The sequence below is a fragment of the Paenibacillus sp. FSL R7-269 genome, from assembly GCF_000517865.1.
Lineage (GTDB): Bacteria > Bacillota > Bacilli > Paenibacillales > Paenibacillaceae > Paenibacillus_AQ.
This window is the reverse complement of sequence record NZ_ASPS01000035.1, coordinates 34,462-56,154: the sequence shown is the minus strand read 5'-3', so window position 1 is coordinate 56,154 and position 21,693 is coordinate 34,462. Positions and strand designations below refer to the sequence as shown.

Genomic DNA, 21,693 nt, shown 5'->3' with positions numbered 1-21,693 from the left:
AATCAAATGCTTCAAGAAGCCAATAAAGGAGTGAAAGAACTGAAAGCCCAGCCGCAAGTATACCAACCATTCGCTGAACAACTTCAAGACTGCCGGAACAACCTGTTCCGCAAGGCCTACTGTTATGTCAAAAACGAGCATGAAGCGCTCGAAATCGTCTCGGAGGCTACCTACAAAGGGTATCTTGCCTTCGGAAGGATGAAGACACCGCAGTATTTCGAGACCTGGATGACCCGGATTGTCATCAACACCGCTATTGACCATCTTAACCGGAACAAACGGGTTACTTACATGGAGGATCACTCGCAGAGCTATGCCGGGGATGAGCATGCTGTTCCACTGGAGGAGAAGCTGGATCTGTACCAGGCTCTGGACAGACTATTGCCCGAGGAGAAGGCGTATATTATCCTGAAATTTTTTGAGGATCTGCGCTTCAAGGACATGGCGGATATTCTGGAGCTGCCGGAGAACACCGTCAAGACCAGGTTCTACCGGATCATCGGCAAACTGAAAGCTCACTTAAAGGATGGGGAGGTCGAGGGAATATGACAGGAAAAGACCGTTATACACAGATCGAAATTCCCGCACAGCTCGGAGACGTTCTGGTGGAAGCGCAGAATAAAGCAGCGGCCCGCAGTAAAAGAACCGTACGCTTGCGATGGTTAGGCTCGGCGGCCGCAGCCCTCATAGCCTGTCTGCTAGTGTTGAATATCCCGGATGTGGCAAGCGCCCTCTCCAAGGTTCCTGTAGTGGGAAGCATCGTGAAAGTGCTGCAATTCGGGTCTGGAGGCGAGCGTACTGACGGCGCTGCCGTAAGCACGGTGACCGCTGAGGATACGATTCGCATCGTATTCAATCAGGAAGGTAATACAGCCGCAAGTGTACCTTCCTATACTGTCGACCAGCGGGAGGCTCCGAACCGTCTGATCTTCACTTTTGGCGGCGTCCGCAGCTTTGATTATGACGCACTGGAGCAGGATATGATCGCCTCTCCGCTGGTCAGCGATGTCTACAGAAATATCATCCTGGACGACTCCGCCATGCGGTTCGTGGTTGAACTGAAGGAAGGCACCCGCCATACCCTGACCGAGTTCAGTAATCCGGGTACGCTTGAGCTTAAGCTGACAGCAGAGGGCAAGGCCGCTGCACCTAAAGAAGTCTATTATGTACGCAGCGAAGGAATGCCGCAGGGAGAATCACTGGCTATCCTGGAAGAGGTCTATCTGGAGGATGATGTCACCTTCCTGAAGACTGCCTCCGGTGATTTCGCCGCTGTCATCGGGGGGTTTGCCACCCGTGAAGAAGCTGAGCAGAAGCTCGCGGAAATAACCGCGCGTGAGAACTATGCCGGGGACCTGCACGTGGACAGCTGGATGAGCAACGGGCATCCGGAGTAATTCTCGTATATAAAAGTCTAAGCCGCTTGTCATGCCAATTCCGTCCGGTATTAGCCGGTAGAATTAGGGGCTGTCCCAAAATTGACAGCCCCTTTTATTGCGGGAACGAAAAACAGCATACATTTGCTGACGTGCAGGCGTGTGGCCTGAATGTATGCGGAAAACAGCATACATTGGCGAGGTGTCCCCCTCCCCCAAGTGCTCACGCTAAATCTTCTCCATCATAAAGAGCTATCCCAAGCAGCCGTTTCACGGCTTCCGAGACAGCTCCTTCATTATGTTCTGCATTTGGGGCGGAACTTACGCCGCTGCACTATATTTCATCCGGCGGATAGACCAGGCCGACAGGATGACCAGATACACTCCGCTCATGGAGAAAAACAGCAGATTCTCCATAGCTGTCAGCCCGCGCTGGGTAAGCACGCCCATACCAATGGTCAGCAGTGAATAAGGAAACAGCAGCCCCAGCTTCAGCACATACAGCCCCAGCCCGACAAAAACCGCACACAGGCTGATTCCGACCGGCGTGGCAAAGCTGCGGATACGGATGGACAAGCCGAGCTGCAGAGCGGCAATGCTGAGCGAAGCCACCCAGCCGCGAAAGGTCCACAGGATGATGTCCAGCGGAAAAGCCCCCGTCAAAGACAGCATCTGTCCTGCCGCCCAATACATTAGAAGGAATAGCGCCTGCGCTCCGGCAATCAGCGCGCCTACAATAACAAGCTTGGCTATAAAGATGCCGGTTACGGATACTGGAGCAGCCAAAATCATATTCCAGTTCCGGTTCACATGCTCCAGCCGGCAGACAAAGGCGCAGCAAATGGCAATCAGAATTGGCAGGAAGAACTCCCCGTAAAATAAGCTGACCTGCGTCCACAGGCTAAACCAGCCGCCTTCGAGCGCCTCACGATTCATAACAAAGTTGGCACAGCCGATCATCAGGCTGACCACAGGCAGGCTGACCAGCACCAGTCCCATCCGCGAGTGGCGCAGCTTAGGCCATTCGGCAGCAACACTTCTGAGCATAAGTTCCCTCCTTATATCGCTTGTCTTGAGATATGGGCATTTCCGCCCACATACAGCAGCAGTGTAATAACTAAAGCTGTAATGCATTGAAGGACAGGTATTGTCCCTGTAATATATGACCCGGCAGAAGCTTGATAGAGATAAGTCACCGGACTGAGATCCAAATAATAAGACCAGACGATCATCTGCCGGACAGCGGCTGGGAATAGGCTTGCGGTCGTCCCCAGGAATCCGCCCAGCATGCCAAGACATAGGGCAAACGCCTGATTCTTCACCACCAGCGATATCCATTGCTGCATGGCAATAATCAGCAGACTGGCAATCAGAGTACCCGCAGTGAACTGAAGCAGCAGGCCTGCCGGAAGCGGTTCTGCGAGTCTATGGAACATGCCAAGGCCGGCAATAAAAACAACCTGGGCCAGAATGCCGTAGAGAATCAGACTTCCGGCACAGACGAATTTGGCGGCATAGACCGCCTGGCGTCCGACAGAGGTGGTCATCAGCATTTTCCAGGTATCCCCTTTATGCTCCATGTCGCAAATCCTTGACACCACAATCGCCGACAGAATCGGCAGGAACAGCCCGTTCATGGACGAGAGGCTGAAAATCAGCGCTTCCCAGGCGGCATTGTCTGCACTCCGCGAGATCGAGATGCTTATGGACATGGCCGCCCAGCCCAGCTCGGCGGCCAGAAAGAGCGTCAGCATCGCCCACACCTTTCTCCGCCGGATTTTGTAATATTCGAGGAACAAGGCTCTCGTCACAGGCTCCGCTCCTTTCCGGTAAGATCCAGGAAGATATCCTCCAGGCTCTTCCTCGACTCCACGATCCGGCTCACAGCAAGCTGGCCTGACACCAGGATCTCATTGATCCGCGCCACCTCAGAGTCCGGCATGGCACTGAACACCAGCTGCCCCTCTTGCATTCTGGGCCGGTACCCGTGCTCCGACAGTATCCTTACTGCCCTGGCTGGATCATCAATCCGAAAGTGAACCGCCGCCCGGTTCTGCGCCTGAAGCGCAGCCATCGTCCCCTGGAACAGCAGCTTGCCGTCACTGATAATTCCAACAGAGGTAGCAGTCTGCTCGATCTCGGACAACAGATGGCTGGATACCACAATCGTCATGTCATACTGGGCAGGCAAGGATTTAATCAGCTCCCGGATCTCTCCGATCCCCGCAGGATCAAGACCATTGGTGGGCTCGTCCAGTATGAGCAGACTGGGGAAAGCCAGCAGGGCTATCGCCAGACCCAGGCGCTGCTTCATTCCGAGTGAATATTGCCTGGCAGGCTTATGGCGGTGATTATCCAGCCGCACAATCTGCAGCACCTTATCGATATTCTTGGCGGGCAGGCTGCGCAGCCGCTGCATCACTCTCAGATTCTCAAGACCTGTCAGATGTCCGTAATAGGAAGGCGACTCGATCAGGGAACCCGTCCGGTTCAGAATCTCCAGCCGGTGGTTCCGCAGCTCTTGGCCGAACAGCTTAACTGTTCCCTGGGTGGGCTGCACCAGTCCCAACAGCATCTTGAGCGTAGTCGTCTTCCCTGCTCCATTCGGACCGAGGAAGCCAAAGATCTCTCCCTGCTGCACCTTCAGATTCACCTGATCGACCCGTGGTGTTCCCCCATAGGTCTTGGTCAATTGCTGTGTCTCTATCATTGGATGAGTGTTCATAGGCTCCAGTTCAGCTCCATTTCTGTCAAGTTGACTCTTGCTTCCAAGCATAGAGGCCTTCCCTTGCTACAGACTGAAGATAACCTTACGCCTACCTTAAATACTCCGGCCCCTCCCATTCTTCAACGCCTGATCGTGTATACTAATTCATGGGTGATGACGATTGAATACGATGAAGAACCGCAAAATAATGATCGTTGAGGACGAACCGAAGATACGTGAGATGATCGAGCTCTTTTTACGAAAAGAAGGGTATTACCGCATCTATACGGCTGGAGATTATAGCTGTGCCCTCGCCATGTGCCGCCAGGAGAAACCGGATATCGCCATTCTCGATGTGATGCTGCCGGACGGGGACGGGTTCTCGCTTCTCTCTGCCATACGCACCTTCTCCGGGATGCCGGTACTCTTCCTGTCGGCGCGCGGTGAAGATGAGGACAGGCTGCTGGGGCTGGGACTGGGGGCCGATGATTATATCGTTAAGCCATTCCTGCCGCGTGAGTTAATGCTGCGTCTGAGCGCTGTGCTGAAGCGGGTATATGCGCCTTCCATACCAGAGCGGCTGCCTGCCTTCAGAGTGGGTGAACAGGTGGTAGATCTGGACAGCGCTGTGGTACTGAGAGAAGGGCAGGAGCTGCCGCTGACGGCGAAAGAACACGCCATTCTGGTCAAACTCTATGAGAACCACGGCCGGATTGTGACCAGTGATGCCCTTTGCCAGGCGGTATGGGGGGATGACAGCTACGGGTACGAGAACACATTAATGGTACATATCCGGCGTATTCGCGAGAAGATCGAAACAGACCCCTCGAAGCCAGAGCAACTGCTAACGGTCAGAGGGCTTGGGTATAAGCTCTTGGCGCAGGAGGCGCTCTAATGGACAGTGCGGTCCGGATTTTACGCAAATTCGTAGGCTCTACCCTGCTGGTCTCTACGCTGCTGCTCCTGTTCAATCTGATTCTGCTCGGTTCGCTGATCTTCAAGGAGACCCATCAGGAGGCTTCACCGGAAAAGGTTGTGCAGGAGATATCCTCAGCTCTGCAAGGTTCTGACGGCGAGTATTCCCTTGATCCCAAGGCGGCAGCGCTGCTTCAGCTGAACCGGGCCTGGGCCATGCTGCTGGATGCAAACGGCAAGGTGACATGGAGTGAGCAGTTGCCGCCGGAGATTCCGCGCGCTTACAACATCGTAGAGGTGGCGAAATTCTCACGCTACTACTTGCTGGAGTATCCTGTGTACATCTGGGAGCACCCGGAAGAAGGACTTCTCGTCGTGGGCTATCCCAAATATTCATATGAAAAATATCAGCTCGAATACTTGACCGACTGGCTGCGTTCCCTTCCCTTAAGGGTGCTGCTGCTACTGGTCTGCAACGTGGTACTAGCTGTAGCCCTCTCCTTGTTCATCGGCACCCGGCTGATCCGCAGTATCCGGCCCCTGATCAACAGCATTCATGCCCTGGCCAAAGACAAACCGGTTAACCTGGAGACCGCTGGGATCTTCAGCGATTTGTCCGAGAGCATTAATTCGGCTTCCGCTACCCTGCAGACCAGGAACACGCAGCTGAAATCACGGGATGAAGCCCGCTCGAACTGGATCGCCGGGATCTCCCATGACATCCGTACTCCGCTCTCGATGATCCTGGGCTACGCGAGCAATCTGGAGGAGCAGGATAATTTGACCAGAGAGCAACGCCAGCAGGCTGCCATCATCCGCCGCCAAGGAGAGCAGCTAAGATCGCTGGTCAGCGACTTGAACCTCGTCTCTATGCTGGAGTATGATATGCAGCCGTTGCAGCTTAAGCCGGTCCGCTTATCCGCACTGGCCCGGACCGTGGTATCTGACACCATCAATAACGGCCTGGAGGAGCGTTATTCACTGGACCTGTGCATTATGGACGAACGTCTGCAAGTGATGGGCGACGAGAAACTGCTGTACCGTGCGGTAAGCAATCTGGTCCAGAACAGCATCCGCCATAATCCGTACGGCAGGCGGATTACGGTAACGGTCTCCCGCAGTCCGAACCCGAAGGAGCCGGAATGCTGTCTATCCGTATCCGATGACGGGCCTGGGGTTCCGTCAGAGCTTTTGCCGGAGCTGATCCTGCTGCCTTACTCCGGGAAGCGGACCCGCCCCGTCCGTCAGGGCCACGGGCTTGGCCTCCCGATGGTCGCCCGCATCGCTGAAGCTCATATGGGTAAGCTTGTTCTGGAGAGTAACACCGGCCACGGCCTGCGGGCCACCCTGCAAATCCCCCCTTTAGCGTGAAGAAGAATAGACAGCGAATGTACGAGCCTCTTGTGCGGAAAGAGGTTCTTTCATTTAGGCTAAAATCCTCTCTCCAAGATTCCCCATTTTCTGCTATGCTAATAGAAATTCATAGTAGATACAGGAGGCGTAACCCGGAATGGATGCATTTCAATATGAGCTTACCTCAGAGAGTTCGATTAACCTGAAATATGAGTACGGCGGTGAGTACTTCACGTTCAGCCTGTACCGGGATGACAGAGGGTGGGTGCTTCATCCGTTTGACGGGATGCTGCTGCGGAATCAGGCGATGTGTACGCTGGTTGCGCAGGAGCTGTTCAAGCACAAGCCTTTTCAGGTGATGCTGGCCAAGGAAGGGATTCTGTTCACCGATATACGCTCCACCGTCAATCTGGATAATGTCAACGCGCCGGTTGCCGCACGCAATGAACGCGAGCCGCGCGGTAATCCTGCAGACGACCTGATGGAATTCGTTCAGCAGCACTCGATTGAAGAGGTCATTGACTACGAAGGCAAACTGGTGGGGAGCCGTATCTCCTTTTACAAAGAAATTCTGCAGCGCATGTTCATGGACAACCTGGGCCCCTCAGACCCCGAGTTCCAGAAGATACAGGATATTGTACGGATCTACGAGCAATGCCTGGAGCGGCTGACGGATCTGAACGGTCCGAACCTGGATGCCGGAAGCCGGGGCAGATTCTGATTCTGCCCGTGCACTTATACAAGCTTGAACTACTCATAGGAAAGGCTGGTTCTCATGACACTTGAGCTTATCAAGGGGCAAAAATACAGCTTAACCAAAGACAACCCCCGCCTCACGCATCTCATCATTGGCCTGGGCTGGCAGGCTGCGGGAGCCGGAATTGAGATTGATAGCTCTGCTGTTCTGCTTACAGAGACACAGCGGGTCTCTTCTGCGGCGGATCTCATATTCTATGGGCATCCCGCTGCCGATGATCAGTCTGTAGCTCTATTGCCGCCTGAGCAACAGAGCAGCACAGGCATGGCGGAACACGCACAAATCGCTGTCCGGCTGGACCAGATTCCTGCGGAGTACGAGCGCATTACGTTTGCGCTGACGATTCATGAAGCCGTGAAGCGGCAGCAGAGCTTCTCTTCCTTGGACGGCGCCTATCTGCGGATCATGAGCGCTGCGGACGGAACGGAGCTGCTCCGTTATCCGCTGGGTAACGGTTATACGGTGGAAACTGCCATCGTTGCCGGGGAGCTCTACCGGTATCGGAGCGAATGGAAATTCAGCGCGGTCGGCTCTGGTTATGCCGGCGGCCTGCCCGCCCTATTCCATAGCTACGGGATATCGGCGGATGAGGCTCAGGCATTGGTTCAGACAGCGAGACCGGAGGCTCCGCCCCGGGAGTCTCCTTTTGTTCTGCCGGAGCTGCGGCCACGCCCTAAGCAGAGGCCAGCAGACCTGTTGCCTCCGGCTTCGCCGCCGGGTTCTCCGGGTAATTCGGGAGACCGGCTGCTGAAGAACCACGGGGAGGCGGTCCGGCTTCAGAGCGGGCCGGGAGCTGCGGGCGAGATCGTAATCAATCTCAACTGGGTTCAGACCGAATCCTCCAGCTGGTTTGGCAGAAAAGGAATAGATCTCGATCTGGGCTGTCTGTTTGAACTGAGCAATGGTCTCAAAGGCGCGGTCCAGGCGCTCGGAGAATCCTTCGGCAGCCTGAACCGGCCTCCTTACATCCTCCTGGACGGAGATGACCGTACCGGCTCGATTGCCACAGGCGAGAATCTGCGGATTAACAGCCGCCATCTCTCCGAGATCAAACGGGTTGTTATCTTTGCCCTCATCTATGAGGGAGTGGCAAACTGGTCGCAAGCTGGTGCCGTTGTAACCATAAGCCAACAGGGTGGGCCTGAGATCAAGATCCAGCTGGACGAGCACAACAACGATAAGGGAATGTGCGCCATCGCCATGCTTCACAGCCAGCCGGATGGAACCATCCTCGTGGAACGGCTTGTAGAGTATTTCAGCGGTCATGAGGAGCTGGACCAGCGTTACCAGTGGAATCTGCGGTGGGAGGCCGGGAGCAAGTAGGGAGCAGTCATAATCATGTGCGGCATCACCTTAACGGGGGACGCCGCTTATTGTGTGTGTTCGGTTTTTCGATTTCATTGAGCTCACTCGCGCCCACACTGCAAAAACAGCCCTTCCCCGTCAAAGACGGATGGAAGGGCTGTTTTGTGCTGTAATTATTTTATTCTGCAGTATGATCTACAGAAGCTGCCTGGATGCTGCCGAATGCCCAGAAGCCCGCCGGGACATCTGTCCATTTCTGGGCCGCACTGGTCAGCGGAGCGATGCCAAGGGCACGGTTAACGATGGTTACGGCTTCTGCACGCGTTAACGTCTGGTCTGGACGGAAAGAGCCGTCTTCGTAACCGCTGATGATGCCTGCCTGAGACATCCGTTCAATGGCTGCCTGAGCCCAGTGTCCGGCAATATCACTGAAGCCTGCCGCTTGGTCTTGAGCGCTTGTAATCAAACGGGACAGGAGGGTCGCCATTTCAGCTCTTGTAATCGTCTGGTTAGGCTTGAAGCTGCCGCCCCCATAACCTTTCATGATGCCGCTTCGGGTCACTTGACCGATTGCGTCTGCCGCCCAGTGTCCGGCAGGAACATCAGAATACACTACGCCAGCAGTAGCAGCGGACTGGCCGAAGGTGCGGGCAATGATGCTGGCCGCTTCTGCCCGGGTGATGCTGTTCCCTGGCTTGAAGGTGCCATCGGCATAACCTGTCATATACGCCTTCACCTGTACCTCAGGATCTTGTGCAAGTACAACGGTAAAGGTACTAAATTTGCTGATGCTAAATTGAATGCCTGACTTTCCGGTCTGGCCAAAAGGTACGATCTCTCCCTTGACCAATTCTTTGGTACCGTCGCTGTGCTGGGTGAAGACCGCAAGTGCCTTCAGTTGCTCCGCCGTTAACGAAGAGTTGTTAAGCGGTAATACCAGCGTAACCGGACGGCTCTGCAGATTGGTCTCAATCGTTACCGGACGGCTTACGAGCGTGACCGATGCACCGCGGGATACACTCTGCACCTGGGTTTTCGCAAGGGCTTCTACCTCTGCGCTCTGCTGTGATGTCTTCAGCGGAACGAGGTTGAAGTAAATATCTGTACCGAACCCAGCCATCGAGCTGCCCGGAACCTTCACCTCAGCATTCACTGTGAATAGATCCAGCGTGATCTGATTATCAGCAAATTGCTTGCTGGAAGTTGCCGGAATGGTCAATCTGGTCCCAGCCACCTCATCATTCTTATCAGGCACGTTGATTCTGGCAATACTGGACCCAGCGGCCTTAAGCTCATGAACTGCCCGGATAGCTTGCTCCAATGTGAACGTAAGCGTATCACTCTTCACTCCGTTTGCATCCTTAGTGCGGGTAATGACAACGGAGGATACCATGGAGCCTTGAGCGGCGCCGTTCTCAACGTTCGCATTAATGCTTTCTGTCTGCGGAGAAGGTGTCGGTACCGGAGCCGGCGCTCCCCCTCCTGATCCTGAACCACCGCCGCCCGGTGCCGGTGCAGGAGGATCAGTTGGCGTGACCGGAACAGGAACTGTCGAGAAGCTCCAGACCTTACTATCCGTAATTCCTGCATAGCTGTTACCTGATTCATCTGTAAAAGCACCCGGGTGAATCAGCACATAATAGCTGCCGCCCTGCTTGAGCAGACCGCTTGTATTGATGCTGACGGTAGAGTCCGTGACAGCGACAAGTGCTTTATTTCCCGCTTGAATTCTCGTTACAACCTCATTATTCGCTGCATTCACAAGCTCAATAGCGGCATCTCCAGCTAACACATTCTCGTTAAAAGTCAATGTGAGTGTAGCAGATACAGGTACATGCGTTGTATTGCCTGCCGGACTGTAAGATGTTACTACAGGCGGTGCCGTATCTGGTGCACTGGTGGTCACAAACCGCCAAGCGTTAATGCCTGAGATGCCGCTATAGCTGTTGCCAGCGAGATCTGTAAATGCTCCTTCCGAGATACGTACAAAGTAGCTTGTCCCATGCTCCAGATTATCCGCCGGATTGATGGTTACGACATTGTTCAGAATGGTTACCCTGTCCGAAAGAGCAGGAATCGCCGCTAACGGATGAATATCATCGGTGCTGCGGAATATCTCAATGGTACCCACTGCCGCCCGTACATTTTCGCTGAAGGTAAGGACCAGATTCGCGTTCACTGCCAATTCGGTGGCCCATGGCTCCGGCGAATACGTGATCACCGTTGGCGAGATCCGATCCGGTGCATCTGTGGTTGTGAACTGCCAGAGTGTATTCTCCGCATTACCATCATAGCCGTTACCTGCGAGATCAGTAAATGCCCCGGCTCCAATCTGTACATAGTAGCTCACACCATACTTCAGATCATTCGTAGGATTAATCGTAACTACATTGCTATGAATAATTACATTCCCGGAAGCTGCAGGAATCGTCGCTACTGGTGCATGATTCGCACTATTGTAGATGACGATATCGCCTTCCCCTGCTCTTACTTTCTCGCTGAAGGTAAGCTCCAGATTAGCTCCAATAGCTACACCTGTTGCACCATTCGCAGGTGAGTACGTGTTCAACACAGGTGCAGTTGTATCTGGCGCAGCCGGGGTGGTGAACTGCCAAATGGTGTCGTCTGCGATACCAGCATAGTAATTGCCGGATGAATCTGCAAATGCATTATTGCTAATCCGCACATGGTAGCTTGTGCCATACTGCAGATTGTGGACCGGATTAATCGTTACTACATTGTTCAGGATGCTTACATCCTTGGCAGCAATGATAGCTTCCAATTTGTCAGTTGTGCTGTTGTAAATCACAATACTGCCTTCCCCTGCTCTAACATTTTCGCTAAAAGCAAGCTCCAGGTTAGCTCCGATAGCTACCTCTGTTGCCCCATTCTCAGGCGAGTAAGTGCTTACGATTGGCGCTGTCGTATCCGGTTCGCTGGTGGTACTAAAGCGCCAGGTTGTATCGTTAGTGATACCGGCATAAGGGTTGCCCGCTTTATCCATGAATGCATTATTTGCAATCAACACATGGTATTTCCTGCCATAATCCAGATTCTCTTCTGGATTAATCGTTACTACGTTGCCGTCAATGGTTACCACATCCGAAGTGACAGGAATGCTCATCATTGGGGCATTTAGAATCTCGCTGTAGATCTCAATTTGGCCCGCACCCTTCATTACATCCTCATTAAAAGTAAGCGTCAGGTTGTTGCCAATCTCTACATCCTTCGCTCCATCTGCAGGATAATAACTGCTCACCACCGGCGGTGTAGTATCAGGCGCTTCGGCGGTTGTGAACTGCCAGGTGTCCTTGTCCGAGATACCTGTATAGGAGTTAGAGTTTTCTGCTAGATCTTTGAATGCTCCGTCATCGATGTTTACAAAGTACGTAGAACTGTATTTAAAATCTTCATACGGAACAATGGTTACCACTTTATCCTTAACCGTAACATTCTCTGAGTTAACCGGAATTACCATTAGATTACCTTCGTCTGTACTGTCATAAATCAGAATGTTACCGCTATCCGTTGTTACATTCTCATCGAAAGTTAGTGTCAGTTGGGCATCAGTCGCTACTCCCGCTTCGCCCTGGTCAGGAGAGTAGCCGGTAACAGTCGGAGCTTTCGTATCTCCTGATCCAGCAACAGTCGTGAAGCTCCACTCACCCGCTGCGATCGCTACATTGCCACTGTCACCGTTAGTAAAAGCATTCGCGTCAACTGTAACGGCATATTTCGTCCCTGGATCAAAATTGATGCCCGGATTAATCGTTACCGCATTAGTGTCCGGATCTAATGTTACTCTGCTGGCCTCATCAGCCGGGATGGTTTCAACCGGAGAGGACAGATCTGCAGCTTTAAAAATATGGATATTTTCAGTTCCTGCCTCTACCAGCTGATTAAACATGATCTCGAGATTTGCATCTATTTCTACATCTGTCTCATCATTCCCTGGATTCAGACTGAGAACCCGCGGAATGTTGGGAATGACATAAGACATAATGATCACACCGGAATCACCCGCTGCAATAAATTGATTAAGACCTCGGAAAAATACGATGCCGTTAAGCTTAGTAGTCGCGTTTGTAGTCTCAGGCTTCCATGTCCGCCACAGATCGGTAGTGGAGAACACTTTCCCCCCATCTCCTGCAGCTATAAACACGCTGTTTCCGAAAGCTACACCGTTTAGATTTATATTAGCTTCAAGAATCTTCTCTGCGCCTTTAGTACCCTCCGGAGAGGTAACAATAAGTCCAGAATCACCGACAGCTACGAAGATCCCGCCGCCAAAGGTAATTCCGTTCAAGTTAAGGTTTGAGTAATCGGTTGTTTTGCGCGTTACCTTTACCCATGTCGTTCCATTTCCTGAAGTTAAAACTGTACCGTTATCACCCACTGCAACAAACTTGTTGTTGCCATAGGCAATACCATTCAGATTAACATTAACGCCTGCAACGGATGATGCAGTCCAATTGCTACCGCCGTCGATCGATGTAATTATCTTTCCAGCATCGCCGACTGCGACTAATTTATCTTTGCCGTCGTAGGCGATGGCATTCAAGTTGTTAATGATGCCTGTATTCCGGGAAGTCCAATCCTCATTATCTGTAGACACTAAAACTGTTCCAGCATTGCCTGCAGCAACATATTTGCCATCCGTCCCTGTATGAACAATACCGTTCAAATCTACAGTTACACCAGAATTACGAACTGCCCATGTCGAAGGGTCGCTTGCGGCAACAATTCTTCCTCCTTCCCCGACTGTAACTAAAATATTTGAGCCTACAGCCACTCCGTTTACTTTGCTGCTGTCTGGCAGCGGACCAACATTCTCCCAGCTTGCCTCACCGTTGTCTGTTGAACCTGCATATACCGGAAAGGCCCCGGTCCAAACTAAGCTGATCACGAGTAGCAACGAGAAATATTTTTTCAATCCCTTACCCTTAAACAATGTATCGCTCCCCCTTGTTCATTCATCACTTTTCATCCGCTGCAGAGCAGTAGAAATTTTCATATATGCGCCCATTCTAGCAGACAGCTCTAAACAAACTCTTAACAATTCTCGACAAAAACCGATTCATCAGGACCTAATTGGGGATAGCTCTAAAAAAAATGAAAAAACAGTGATTTTCTAACCTCTTATCAATAAAAATGTCTAAACCTAAAAAAAGCGCACGGAGCTTTTGCTCACATGCGCAATTGTGTTCACATTTCCCCGAAAAATCCCTTGGCAACCAGGATCGCCGATGCGGAACGCGGCCAGCCTGTATAAAAAGCGAGGTGAGTCATTGCCTCGATCAATTCTTCTTCGGAGTAGGCCTTCCACGCACCGCACCATTCCCTCTGTATTGAATTCAATCGGCACTCAAGCCTAACCCTTCTAAATCAGACTGAAATCGGTCTGAGTCAGACCTCCATGTGAAATGTGTTACATGGTACCTTCAAGCAGAGGACTTTTTCCTCGTAGATCATTAGGGAGGTAACTGCATGATGCAAAAAAAACACTGGGGATACAAAGGGATTCTGCTGGTTGTGATCACGATTCTGCTGATCTCGATGGTAGGCTGCAACAACGCGTCGAACAAGGCAGCCGAAGGAGCGGTAGAGAACGATCAGAAGCCAGCGGCGGCAAGCCCAAGCCAGACCACGGGGACAGGCACTTCCGATAAAAGCGCTGCACTCTCCTTCAAGCCGGGGAAATACACAGCCAAGGGGAACGGGAAGAACGGCCCGATCGAGGTTGAGACAGAATTCACTGATAACGCTATTAAAGACGTAAAGGTGTTAAGTCAGAATGAAACAGAAGGCATTGCCCAAGGGCCGCTAAAGATTGTTCCTGAAAAAATCATCAGTGAGCAAAGCCTCGCAATCGATGCCGTCTCCGGCGCATCTATGACCACCAAGGGGATTCTGGAGGCTGTAGAGGATTGCGCCAAGCAGGCAGGCGGGGATCTGACGGTCTTGAAGCAGGCCAAAGCCACTGCTGAGAACAAGGAAGTGGAAGAGATCACAGTTGATGTGGCCGTAGTGGGCGCCGGTGCTGCCGGTACAGCTGCGGCGCTTGCCGCCGAAGACAGCGGAGCCAGCGTCGTACTGCTGGAGAAGACAGCTACACCTATGGGAGCCGGCACTATGGCCGGAGGCATGTTCGCAGCCGATTCCCAGCAGCAGAAGGACAGAAAACAAACGGTCAGCAAGCAATGGCTCTATGACCAGTACATGGCAGCCTCCGATGGCTACATGAACTCGCTGCTGGTCCGCAACATCATTGATGAAGCAGGGAAAACCGTTGACTGGCTGAATGCGAACGGCGCCAAAATGACCCTGGTGGATGCCGGTACCGGCTTTGCCTTTGAGCATATCGGAATGCCTGCCACGCTGCACGGATACCAGGAAGGCGGCACAGTAGCGATCACCAAGCTGATCAAGTCTTTTGAAGCCAAATCGGGACAGGTTCGCTTCAGCACTCCGGTGACTGAGCTGCTGACAGACTCTAACGGTGCAGTAACCGGCGTGCTGGCTAAGAAAGAGGATGGCTCCAAGCTCAAAGTGAACGCCAAGGCTGTCGTCATTGCAACAGGCGGCTTCGGCGGCAACAGCGAGATGATGGAGAAATATTTCGGCAAGAAGTTCACTCCGGGACAGATTGCTACAAATACAGGTGACGGCATTCAGATGGCCTGGAAGGTTGGTGCAGACCCATACGGGATGACCTCGACCCAGTATTTTGCGCAAATCTTTACGCCGGAAGAGATCGCTAAACTGGCCCCGATCAACAAGGATTGGTACAGCCTGACCAAGTTCAGCGAGTACCCGAACCTGAGAGTGAATACGCTGGGCCAGCGCTTTTCCGATGAGACTAAGGTTACCCTCTTCGCTGTACACGGCGCTGAGATTCACATGCAGCCCAAAGAGACGGAATTCCTGATTCTGGACTCCGCCATGCTGAACACCATCAAGAAGAAGGGCCTGGCAGCCATCGAACCCCACTTCTCCAAATGGAAGGGCAAGCGCCAGTTCTACATGGAATTCAATGAACCGAATGATACAGATGTTATTCTTGCAGATGAGAATAGACCTACGGACTACACCCCTTTGCTGGATTCAATGAAAGATACCGGTGTTGTTCACAGAGCAGATTCACTGGAGGTACTGGCTCAAGAGATCGGTGTGGACAAGGATACCTTCCTCGCATCCGCCAAGCAGTACAATACAGCCATTGCCCAGGGCAATGACCCTATGTTCTTCTCCGACACGAAGCGGCTGGTTCCGCTCAAGCAAGGTCCTTATTATGCCATTAAGTATGTCGGACGTAACCTAGGAACGCTGGGCGGCGTACGCATCAATGAGAAGATCGAAGCTACCGATTCGGACGGCCGGGCCATCCGTGGACTTTACGTCGCCGGTGCTGATGCAGGCGGGATGTACGGACAGGCTTATGTTGATTTTGAAGGCGGTACACTGGGCTTTGCCTATACCTCCGGCCGGCTGGCCGGTATCCATGCTGCGGGGTACTCGCATAAGTAATTAGACAACGAATTGCACAATTGTTAAAAAATCGCCCTACCTTTACCCGGTATGGGCGATTTTTGCTGATTCTCCTGAATTGGATTTGGATTATAATGAAGCAAAACTATAAAGGGAGTCTGTGCATCATGTTAGATATTCTCGCGCTGCTGGAGTGCTATAACACCTATGATCAGGATGATATTTACTTTGATGTAGCCAAAACTATGCTGGAGAACTATAACCGACTTCAGACTTCAAGCATACAGGAATTCGCTGAGTCCAACCACATCTCTGTCTCTACGGTCAGCCGCTTCATGCGGCAGATGTATTATGACAACTTCTCAAGCTTCCGGATGATCTATGAGCAGACGCCTCTGCAATATCAATATGACGGCAAATACTATCCTGCAGTGAAGGAAGAGGACATAGATCCGGTAGCCTACGGTGAGCTGCTGGCCGAGAAGATTAAGGCAACCACCAGCCAACTGGATGAACAGGCGATCACTTCGCTGCTGTCCATGATCGAATCCAGTGACGAGATCGTTTTCATCGGCATTCCCTTGCATTCCGAGATCTGGCGGCTGCAGGTCGAGCTGGTGCTCCTGGGCAAAAAGACCAAAGCGTTCATCGACCCCAACTATCAAGTCAATGCCGTTGACGGTGTGAACGAAAAGTCGGCCGTCATCAGCTTGATCTATATGCCGCAGTATAATCTTCATCAGGTGCAACAGTTGAAGAGAGCTAAGGAAAAAGGCGCTCGGACTGCCTGCATAGCTCACGTAAGATTACAAGGTATAGAGAACATTGTTGACCTGTCGCTGCAATACGAAGGCACCGGCACACAAGTAGACAGCCTGCTGATGCAGGTGCTGCTCAATTACATTGGACTCCGCTTACGGAACAAGCTGCTCTTAGGGAAGAGATAGAGGGGAGGCCATTTATGAATCACGATTATTATGTGAATTGCATCACTCAGGGAATGGAACAATATCTGCATACCCTGGCGTTGGCAGAACATATGCAATGACGTTAGATTTAGCAACAACCCCGTAACTGGCCACATTCTAGTCCGCGACTACATATACACAGGGTTACGTCATCGTCTGAATTTACATTATGGATTGATGTGGTGAATGAGGCGCTGCATGGCTGGCCTATGTTGAATCAGGCATATTACGAATTTTGGCTTTCACGTAGCGAGCTATCTTTTTATCTTGCTTACCTGGATGGTGTTCCCATAGCTACCTCCGCTGCCATGCAGACCGGTAATCAGGCATCCATTGAGTTTGTATCCACCCTGCAGCAGTATCGAAATCAAGGTGCTGCAAGCGCTCTGTGCCTCACAACCCTCCATGATTTACATAACAAAGGTGTACATACAGCAACCTTGAGAGCAAGCCACAAAGCCAATGCGCTTTATACAAAGCTTGGATTTAAGCCTTATTTTCAAACCGTAGTTATGTCTTATGAAGAAATAGAACGCTAGCCTCATGTATGCCAGCGATGCGTTCTTTTCCTCAGTTCAGCTATAGCACCGTTCCCGGCACTCGATAAGAACTTTGTGATATCCGGCCTAAATTCAATTTCAATCTGATCTTTGAATACTGTTATCCTTTCAATGATCCATCTCAACATAACTTTTTTGTGGTCATGGCTAGCTTCATTATATTTTAAATTCCACCCACTAATATTTTTGGCCAATTCTTTAATTTCACTTAATTCTAGTTTTTTCGTCTGAAGTTGCTCCTCAAGTGATCTGACTTCCTGATCAAGTTTTTGCAATTCCTTTTCTTTATCCTCAATCATTTCATTTAATAGTTCTGGCTTGAAGGCACTCTTTCCCAAAATACTTTTTGTCACTTCCTTTTTAAGTAAGTTCAATTCAACATATTCGCTTGCCAACTCTTGATTTTTTTTATCAAGGAATTCTTTAATATCCTTATACTCCTCTAGATCATAACCTCTGGAAAATTCTATGTAGTCTATCTTTTTCAAAGATGCGAGATATTGATTAACAACATCAGCTACAGTATCTTCAATTTTATTTTGTGCATAAATAGTCTGCCCCTTGCAATCAACCTTCCTTAACGCTTTGCCAGAACATCGATAAACCGCCCGTTTCCACATTTTAATCGTACCATCAGCAAGAGTGTATTTTTTGGCATTATATGTTGTAGTCAAAGGGGAGCCACAATAACCACATTTTATAAACCCGACCAATAGAAGCGGGCCTACCGAGGTGTTAACTCGTTCCCGATTATGGTCTTTAACTTGTTCTTTCGACCTAGAACTTCTTAGCAATTGAATATTATCAAAATCTTCTTTATCGATAATTACTAATTGAAGTTGTTGTTTTTCGGGCATCGTCCATTCTGCTTTACCTTTAGTCTCAAAAATCCCTTCAACCGATTTTCTTTTCCCATAGGCCGGATACCCTTTATACACAGGATTTCTAAGAATAAAGTTCACAGCAGCAGTGTTCCATTTACCTCCGGTAGAAGTGGGGATTGTATTTTCATTAAGAAACTTAGCAATTCGATTACTTCCAAAACCCTCTTTTATCACCATATTGAACATCTGTTTGACGATAGTAGCTTGTTCTTTATTTATTTCCAGCTTCATCAGCTCTTTGCCTTTCTTATTTTTAATTCCTGAAGGTGTTAACCGGTATCCGAATGGTGCAGTGCCACCTCTAAATACACCATCTTCGGCCATTTGTGTATGTTTTTCATCAACGCGCATCGAAGTTTTTTGAGATTCGTTATTCGATTGCCAGAATCTAAGGAAGTTTGTAATGTCATGCCCTTCGTCTGTAAATTCTTGTTGACCTTCTTTTACTGACCAGACTTCAATTCCCATTGAGTTGAACCATTTTAATAACAGAGGAGTTTCATATGTCCTTCTTCCTAATCTGTCGAACATGAAACAAAGCAATACATCAAAGTGACTATTTTCCGCATCATATCTAGCACGTTGAATTTCATCTCTGTCCTCATTCGCTGTCTTATATCCAGAAACGCCTTTCTCCGTAAACTCTTTTACCAACACCCAACCCTTACTATTAATAAACTCTTGACAAGCCCTACGTTGCATAGGAATATCATTTCCTTCAAGCTGCCCCTTTGTTGATACTCTATAAAATGCTGCGACCCGTCTCTTATCCCCCATACCGAAAGCCCTCCCATCAGTCATATGTACTACCATATTTTATCCTTATTATTCTTTTTGTAAATAATGTTGACTGAGAATTATATTTATGATATATTATTTCTTGTGAGAAAAACGAATGGGGAATTAGTTCAGTGGGAGAACGCTTCGCTGGCAGCGAAGAGGTCAGGGGTTCGAATCCCCTATTCTCCACCATTCTATGGACTCTTAGCTCAGTTGGTAGAGCAGTAGACTCTTAATCTATTTGTCCAGGGTTCGAGCCCCTGAGAGTCCATCACATTTTTAAAGACCCTGACCAGGGTCTTTTTTTTGTTCAAATTAAAGCCCCTTAATCCTATACGTTCATAAGCAATTCAACAAAAAGGCACCCATCGGTTTATTCACCAATAAGTACCTTGTACATTGTGCGGCTGTCCCGTAAACCCCAGAGCCAGCCCCCCCCAATGAGGGCTTACCCTCCCTAAACCGCTTACAGCCCGTCCAGCTCCTCCGTGTTCTTGGACAGCAGTCCTTTCAGTTCCTTCATGAACATGTTAATGTCCTTGAACTGGCGATACACGGACGCGAAGCGGACGTACGCTACCTCGTCGACAGGGTAGAGCTGCTCCATGACCAGCTCGCCGATCTGGCGGCTCTCGATCTCGGCGAGGGCGATGCCGCGCAGGCTTTTCTCCACCTCGGATACGATGACCTCCAGGCGCTCTACAGGGACCGGACGCTTCTCGCAGGCACGGATCAGGCCGCGGAGGATTTTGTCACGGCTGAACTCTTCACGGCTGCCGCCTTTTTTGATCACAATCAGCGGGGTCTCTTCAATCATCTCGAAGGTGGTGAAACGGCGGCTGCATAGCTCGCATTCCCGCCTGCGGCGGATGGACTTATTCTCATTAGCCGGGCGCGAGTCCAGGACTTTGGTATTGGTGTGGTCACAGTAAGGGCATTTCATAAGCTTCTTCACTTCCTCATCATTAGAATGGATAGGCCCGGTCCATTGATACACAAGGGCTATGCGGGCATTATTTAATTTCCAGAAAACACCGTTTATTTGTTGTTATGAATCTGACATGTCCGGCACATAATACAGTTACCAACCGATAGGAGGTGAACAGCAATGAGCCAAAATAACAACTCCAATAACCTGGTAGCTCCAAACTCACGCGGTGCCTTGGAACAACTGAAATATGAAGTTGCCCAGGAACTAGGTATTACCCTCTCCCCAGACGGATACCAAGGCAATAAAACTTCTTACGAAAACGGTTCGATCGGTGGTTACATCACTAAACGTCTTGTAACCCTGGCTGAACAGCAATTGGCAGGTCAGTACAAATAAGTACAAATAACCTGCTAAACACGACATAAGCTTGCCTAAGAAGTATCGAACGGCCTCCGGCCGTTTGATGCTTCTTTTTACATAATAGCAGCAGAAGTAACAAGCACCCTAGAACTCACTGTAGAGCTCGGTGTATTGATCATAATAATAAATCACACGCTGCACGTAATGCCGGGTCTCACCGAACGGAATGTCCTTCACAGAGGCTTCTGTTCCGTCCCACTGCCCTTCATCCAGCCAGCTCTGCACCTTGCCGGGTCCGGCATTATAGGCGGCTATAACTGCTATACGGTTGCCGTCGAACTGCTTAGAGAGCGTAGACAAATACCAAGTGCCCAGTTCAATGTTGGAGGAGGGCTCTTCCTTTAGCCGTTCCAGCGATACCTCAGGAAGCTTGGCCTTTTCGAGCGCCCACTTGGCGGTATCCGGCATCAGCTGCATGAGTCCCAGCGCGCCTTTTTTGGATTCGCGGCCGGTCTTATAATTGGTCTCCACACGGATAATGGATGCTACCAGGAACGGGTCCATCTCATACGTCCGGCTGTGCTGGCGGATCTCTGCTTTATAATGAATAGGATAAAACCATGACATCCAGTTGGAGCCTAGAAACAGGATCGCGGTGAAGCCGATGAACAGCAGCAGCAGGACTCTTTTGGAGCGCAGCCACTTCATCATATCAGGCCCAGCCTGTCCCACAGCCGGGCAACCTGAAGCTCGGCAGACTCCGGATCACCGCTATTGTCGATCACATAATCCGCTTTCCTGCGCTTCAGTTCAATATCCATCTGCGACCTCAGCCGGTCCTCAGCCTGCTCCAGCTTCATTCCGCTGCGCTCCATGAGGCGGGCTAACTGCACCCTTCTCGGAACATAGACCACAATAATCTGCTCAAACAAGGAATCCAGCTCTGATTCGTAGAGCAGCGGAATGTCGACAATGACCAGCCGCTGCGGATTCTCCTGCTCAAGCGCATACATTCTGTCCTTGATCTCCCTGCGGATTGCCGGATGGGTCAGGTTATTCAGTGTCTTGAGCGCCTCCGGGTCCCGGAAGACAATCTCACCAAGACCCGCCCGGTCCAGCGAACCGTCAGGCAGCAGGATGCGGTCTCCAAAAGCCTCCACCGCTGCCGCCAGCACCGGATGTCCGGGGAGCATCACCTCTCTGGCGATGACATCGGCATCCACCAGTGCAGCTCCCTTGCGGACAAACAGTGCAGACACGGTGCTTTTTCCCGAAGCTATGCCTCCGGTTAAGCCTATAATCATGTACT

General features: G+C 50.9%; 18 protein-coding genes and 2 tRNA genes. 12 read left to right on the top strand and 8 right to left on the bottom strand.

Translation table 11 applies throughout. From position 1 onward, the window contains the following. Positions 1-30: 30 nt before the first annotated feature. Positions 31-549, top strand: coding sequence for a sigma-70 family RNA polymerase sigma factor (locus C162_RS17445; protein ID WP_036695898.1), 519 nt, complete (start codon positions 31-33; stop codon positions 547-549). Beyond that, complete coding sequence (locus C162_RS17440) at positions 546-1,397, top strand: hypothetical protein (RefSeq protein ID WP_036695896.1); 852 nt, start codon at positions 546-548, stop codon at positions 1,395-1,397. The genes C162_RS17445 and C162_RS17440 overlap by 4 nt, the downstream gene beginning before the upstream one ends. Before the next feature lie 300 nt (positions 1,398-1,697). Here the strand turns inward: C162_RS17440 and C162_RS17435 are convergent, their stop codons facing one another. From C162_RS17435 to C162_RS17425, 3 genes are read right to left on the bottom strand one after another with little or no spacing between them, the layout of a single operon-like run. Next, the gene (locus C162_RS17435) at positions 1,698-2,423 is read right to left on the bottom strand and encodes an ABC transporter permease (RefSeq protein ID WP_036695894.1); all 726 of its coding nucleotides are present in this window, start codon (positions 2,421-2,423) and stop codon (positions 1,698-1,700) included. An 11-nt stretch (positions 2,424-2,434) separates the two neighbouring features. Then, entirely contained in the window at positions 2,435-3,187 is a 753-nt protein-coding gene (locus tag C162_RS17430; RefSeq protein ID WP_036695893.1) for an ABC transporter permease, read from the bottom strand. Continuing rightward, entirely contained in the window at positions 3,184-4,101 is a 918-nt protein-coding gene (locus C162_RS17425) for an ABC transporter ATP-binding protein (protein WP_036695962.1), read from the bottom strand. Before C162_RS17425 ends, C162_RS17430 begins: the two co-directional genes overlap by 4 nt. Before the next feature lie 172 nt (positions 4,102-4,273). On the opposite strand from C162_RS17425, the gene C162_RS17420 reads away from it, so the two are divergent. From C162_RS17420 to C162_RS17405, 4 genes are all read left to right on the top strand, one after another. Then, positions 4,274-4,978 carry a response regulator transcription factor gene (locus C162_RS17420; protein WP_036695960.1) on the top strand — a complete coding sequence of 235 codons (705 nt, stop codon included), beginning with the start codon at positions 4,274-4,276 and terminating at the stop codon, positions 4,976-4,978. Then, positions 4,978-6,369, top strand: a complete 1,392-nt coding sequence (locus C162_RS17415; RefSeq protein ID WP_036695891.1) for a sensor histidine kinase — start codon at positions 4,978-4,980, stop codon at positions 6,367-6,369. The genes C162_RS17420 and C162_RS17415 overlap by 1 nt, the downstream gene beginning before the upstream one ends. Before the next feature lie 139 nt (positions 6,370-6,508). After that, positions 6,509-7,072 carry a hypothetical protein gene (locus C162_RS17410; RefSeq protein WP_036695889.1) on the top strand — a complete coding sequence of 188 codons (564 nt, stop codon included), beginning with the start codon at positions 6,509-6,511 and terminating at the stop codon, positions 7,070-7,072. A 54-nt stretch (positions 7,073-7,126) separates the two neighbouring features. Further along, positions 7,127-8,431 carry a TerD family protein gene (locus C162_RS17405; protein WP_036695886.1) on the top strand — a complete coding sequence of 435 codons (1,305 nt, stop codon included), beginning with the start codon at positions 7,127-7,129 and terminating at the stop codon, positions 8,429-8,431. Positions 8,432-8,591: 160 nt separating this feature from the next. On the opposite strand, the gene C162_RS34430 is transcribed toward C162_RS17405, so the two are convergent. Continuing rightward, on the bottom strand, positions 8,592-13,364 hold the full coding sequence (locus C162_RS34430) for an Ig-like domain-containing protein (RefSeq protein WP_051493630.1): 4,773 nt from the start codon (positions 13,362-13,364) through the stop codon (positions 8,592-8,594). Between the two features lie 536 nt (positions 13,365-13,900). Between C162_RS34430 and C162_RS17390 the strand changes: the two genes are divergently transcribed. From C162_RS17390 to C162_RS17380, 3 genes are all read left to right on the top strand, one after another. Beyond that, positions 13,901-15,940 (top strand): FAD-dependent oxidoreductase, encoded by a 2,040-nt coding sequence (locus tag C162_RS17390; protein WP_051493628.1) that lies wholly within the window; start codon positions 13,901-13,903, stop codon positions 15,938-15,940. Between the two features lie 128 nt (positions 15,941-16,068). Further along, positions 16,069-16,848: a MurR/RpiR family transcriptional regulator gene (locus C162_RS17385; RefSeq protein WP_036695876.1), complete on the top strand. Its 780-nt coding sequence runs from the start codon at positions 16,069-16,071 to the stop codon at positions 16,846-16,848. A 203-nt stretch (positions 16,849-17,051) separates the two neighbouring features. After that, positions 17,052-17,408 (top strand): GNAT family N-acetyltransferase, encoded by a 357-nt coding sequence (locus tag C162_RS17380; protein WP_156949644.1) that lies wholly within the window; start codon positions 17,052-17,054, stop codon positions 17,406-17,408. A gap of 2 nt (positions 17,409-17,410) precedes the next feature. Here the strand turns inward: C162_RS17380 and C162_RS17375 are convergent, their stop codons facing one another. Further along, the gene (locus C162_RS17375; protein ID WP_036695872.1) at positions 17,411-19,090 is read right to left on the bottom strand and encodes a recombinase family protein; all 1,680 of its coding nucleotides are present in this window, start codon (positions 19,088-19,090) and stop codon (positions 17,411-17,413) included. 120 nt (positions 19,091-19,210) lie between these two features. On the opposite strand from C162_RS17375, the gene C162_RS17370 reads away from it, so the two are divergent. Both C162_RS17370 and C162_RS17365 read left to right on the top strand, forming a co-directional pair. Beyond that, a tRNA-Ala gene (locus C162_RS17370) sits at positions 19,211-19,285 on the top strand. 6 nt (positions 19,286-19,291) lie between these two features. Further along, a tRNA-Lys gene (locus C162_RS17365) sits at positions 19,292-19,364 on the top strand. 195 nt (positions 19,365-19,559) lie between these two features. On the opposite strand, the gene nrdR is transcribed toward C162_RS17365, so the two are convergent. After that, the gene (gene nrdR / locus C162_RS17360; RefSeq protein ID WP_036695870.1) at positions 19,560-20,036 is read right to left on the bottom strand and encodes a transcriptional regulator NrdR; all 477 of its coding nucleotides are present in this window, start codon (positions 20,034-20,036) and stop codon (positions 19,560-19,562) included. Between the two features lie 165 nt (positions 20,037-20,201). Between nrdR and C162_RS17355 the strand changes: the two genes are divergently transcribed. After that, positions 20,202-20,420 (top strand): alpha/beta-type small acid-soluble spore protein, encoded by a 219-nt coding sequence (locus tag C162_RS17355; RefSeq protein WP_036695868.1) that lies wholly within the window; start codon positions 20,202-20,204, stop codon positions 20,418-20,420. Between the two features lie 108 nt (positions 20,421-20,528). Here C162_RS17355 and C162_RS17350 read toward each other — a convergent pair whose 3' ends face one another. Together C162_RS17350 and coaE are read right to left on the bottom strand one after the other, a co-directional pair. After that, the gene (locus C162_RS17350) at positions 20,529-21,092 is read right to left on the bottom strand and encodes a lytic transglycosylase domain-containing protein (RefSeq protein WP_036695954.1); all 564 of its coding nucleotides are present in this window, start codon (positions 21,090-21,092) and stop codon (positions 20,529-20,531) included. Further along, complete coding sequence (coaE, locus tag C162_RS17345) at positions 21,092-21,688, bottom strand: dephospho-CoA kinase (RefSeq protein ID WP_036695867.1); 597 nt, start codon at positions 21,686-21,688, stop codon at positions 21,092-21,094. The genes C162_RS17350 and coaE overlap by 1 nt, the downstream gene beginning before the upstream one ends. Between the last annotated feature and the right edge of the window lie 5 nt (positions 21,689-21,693).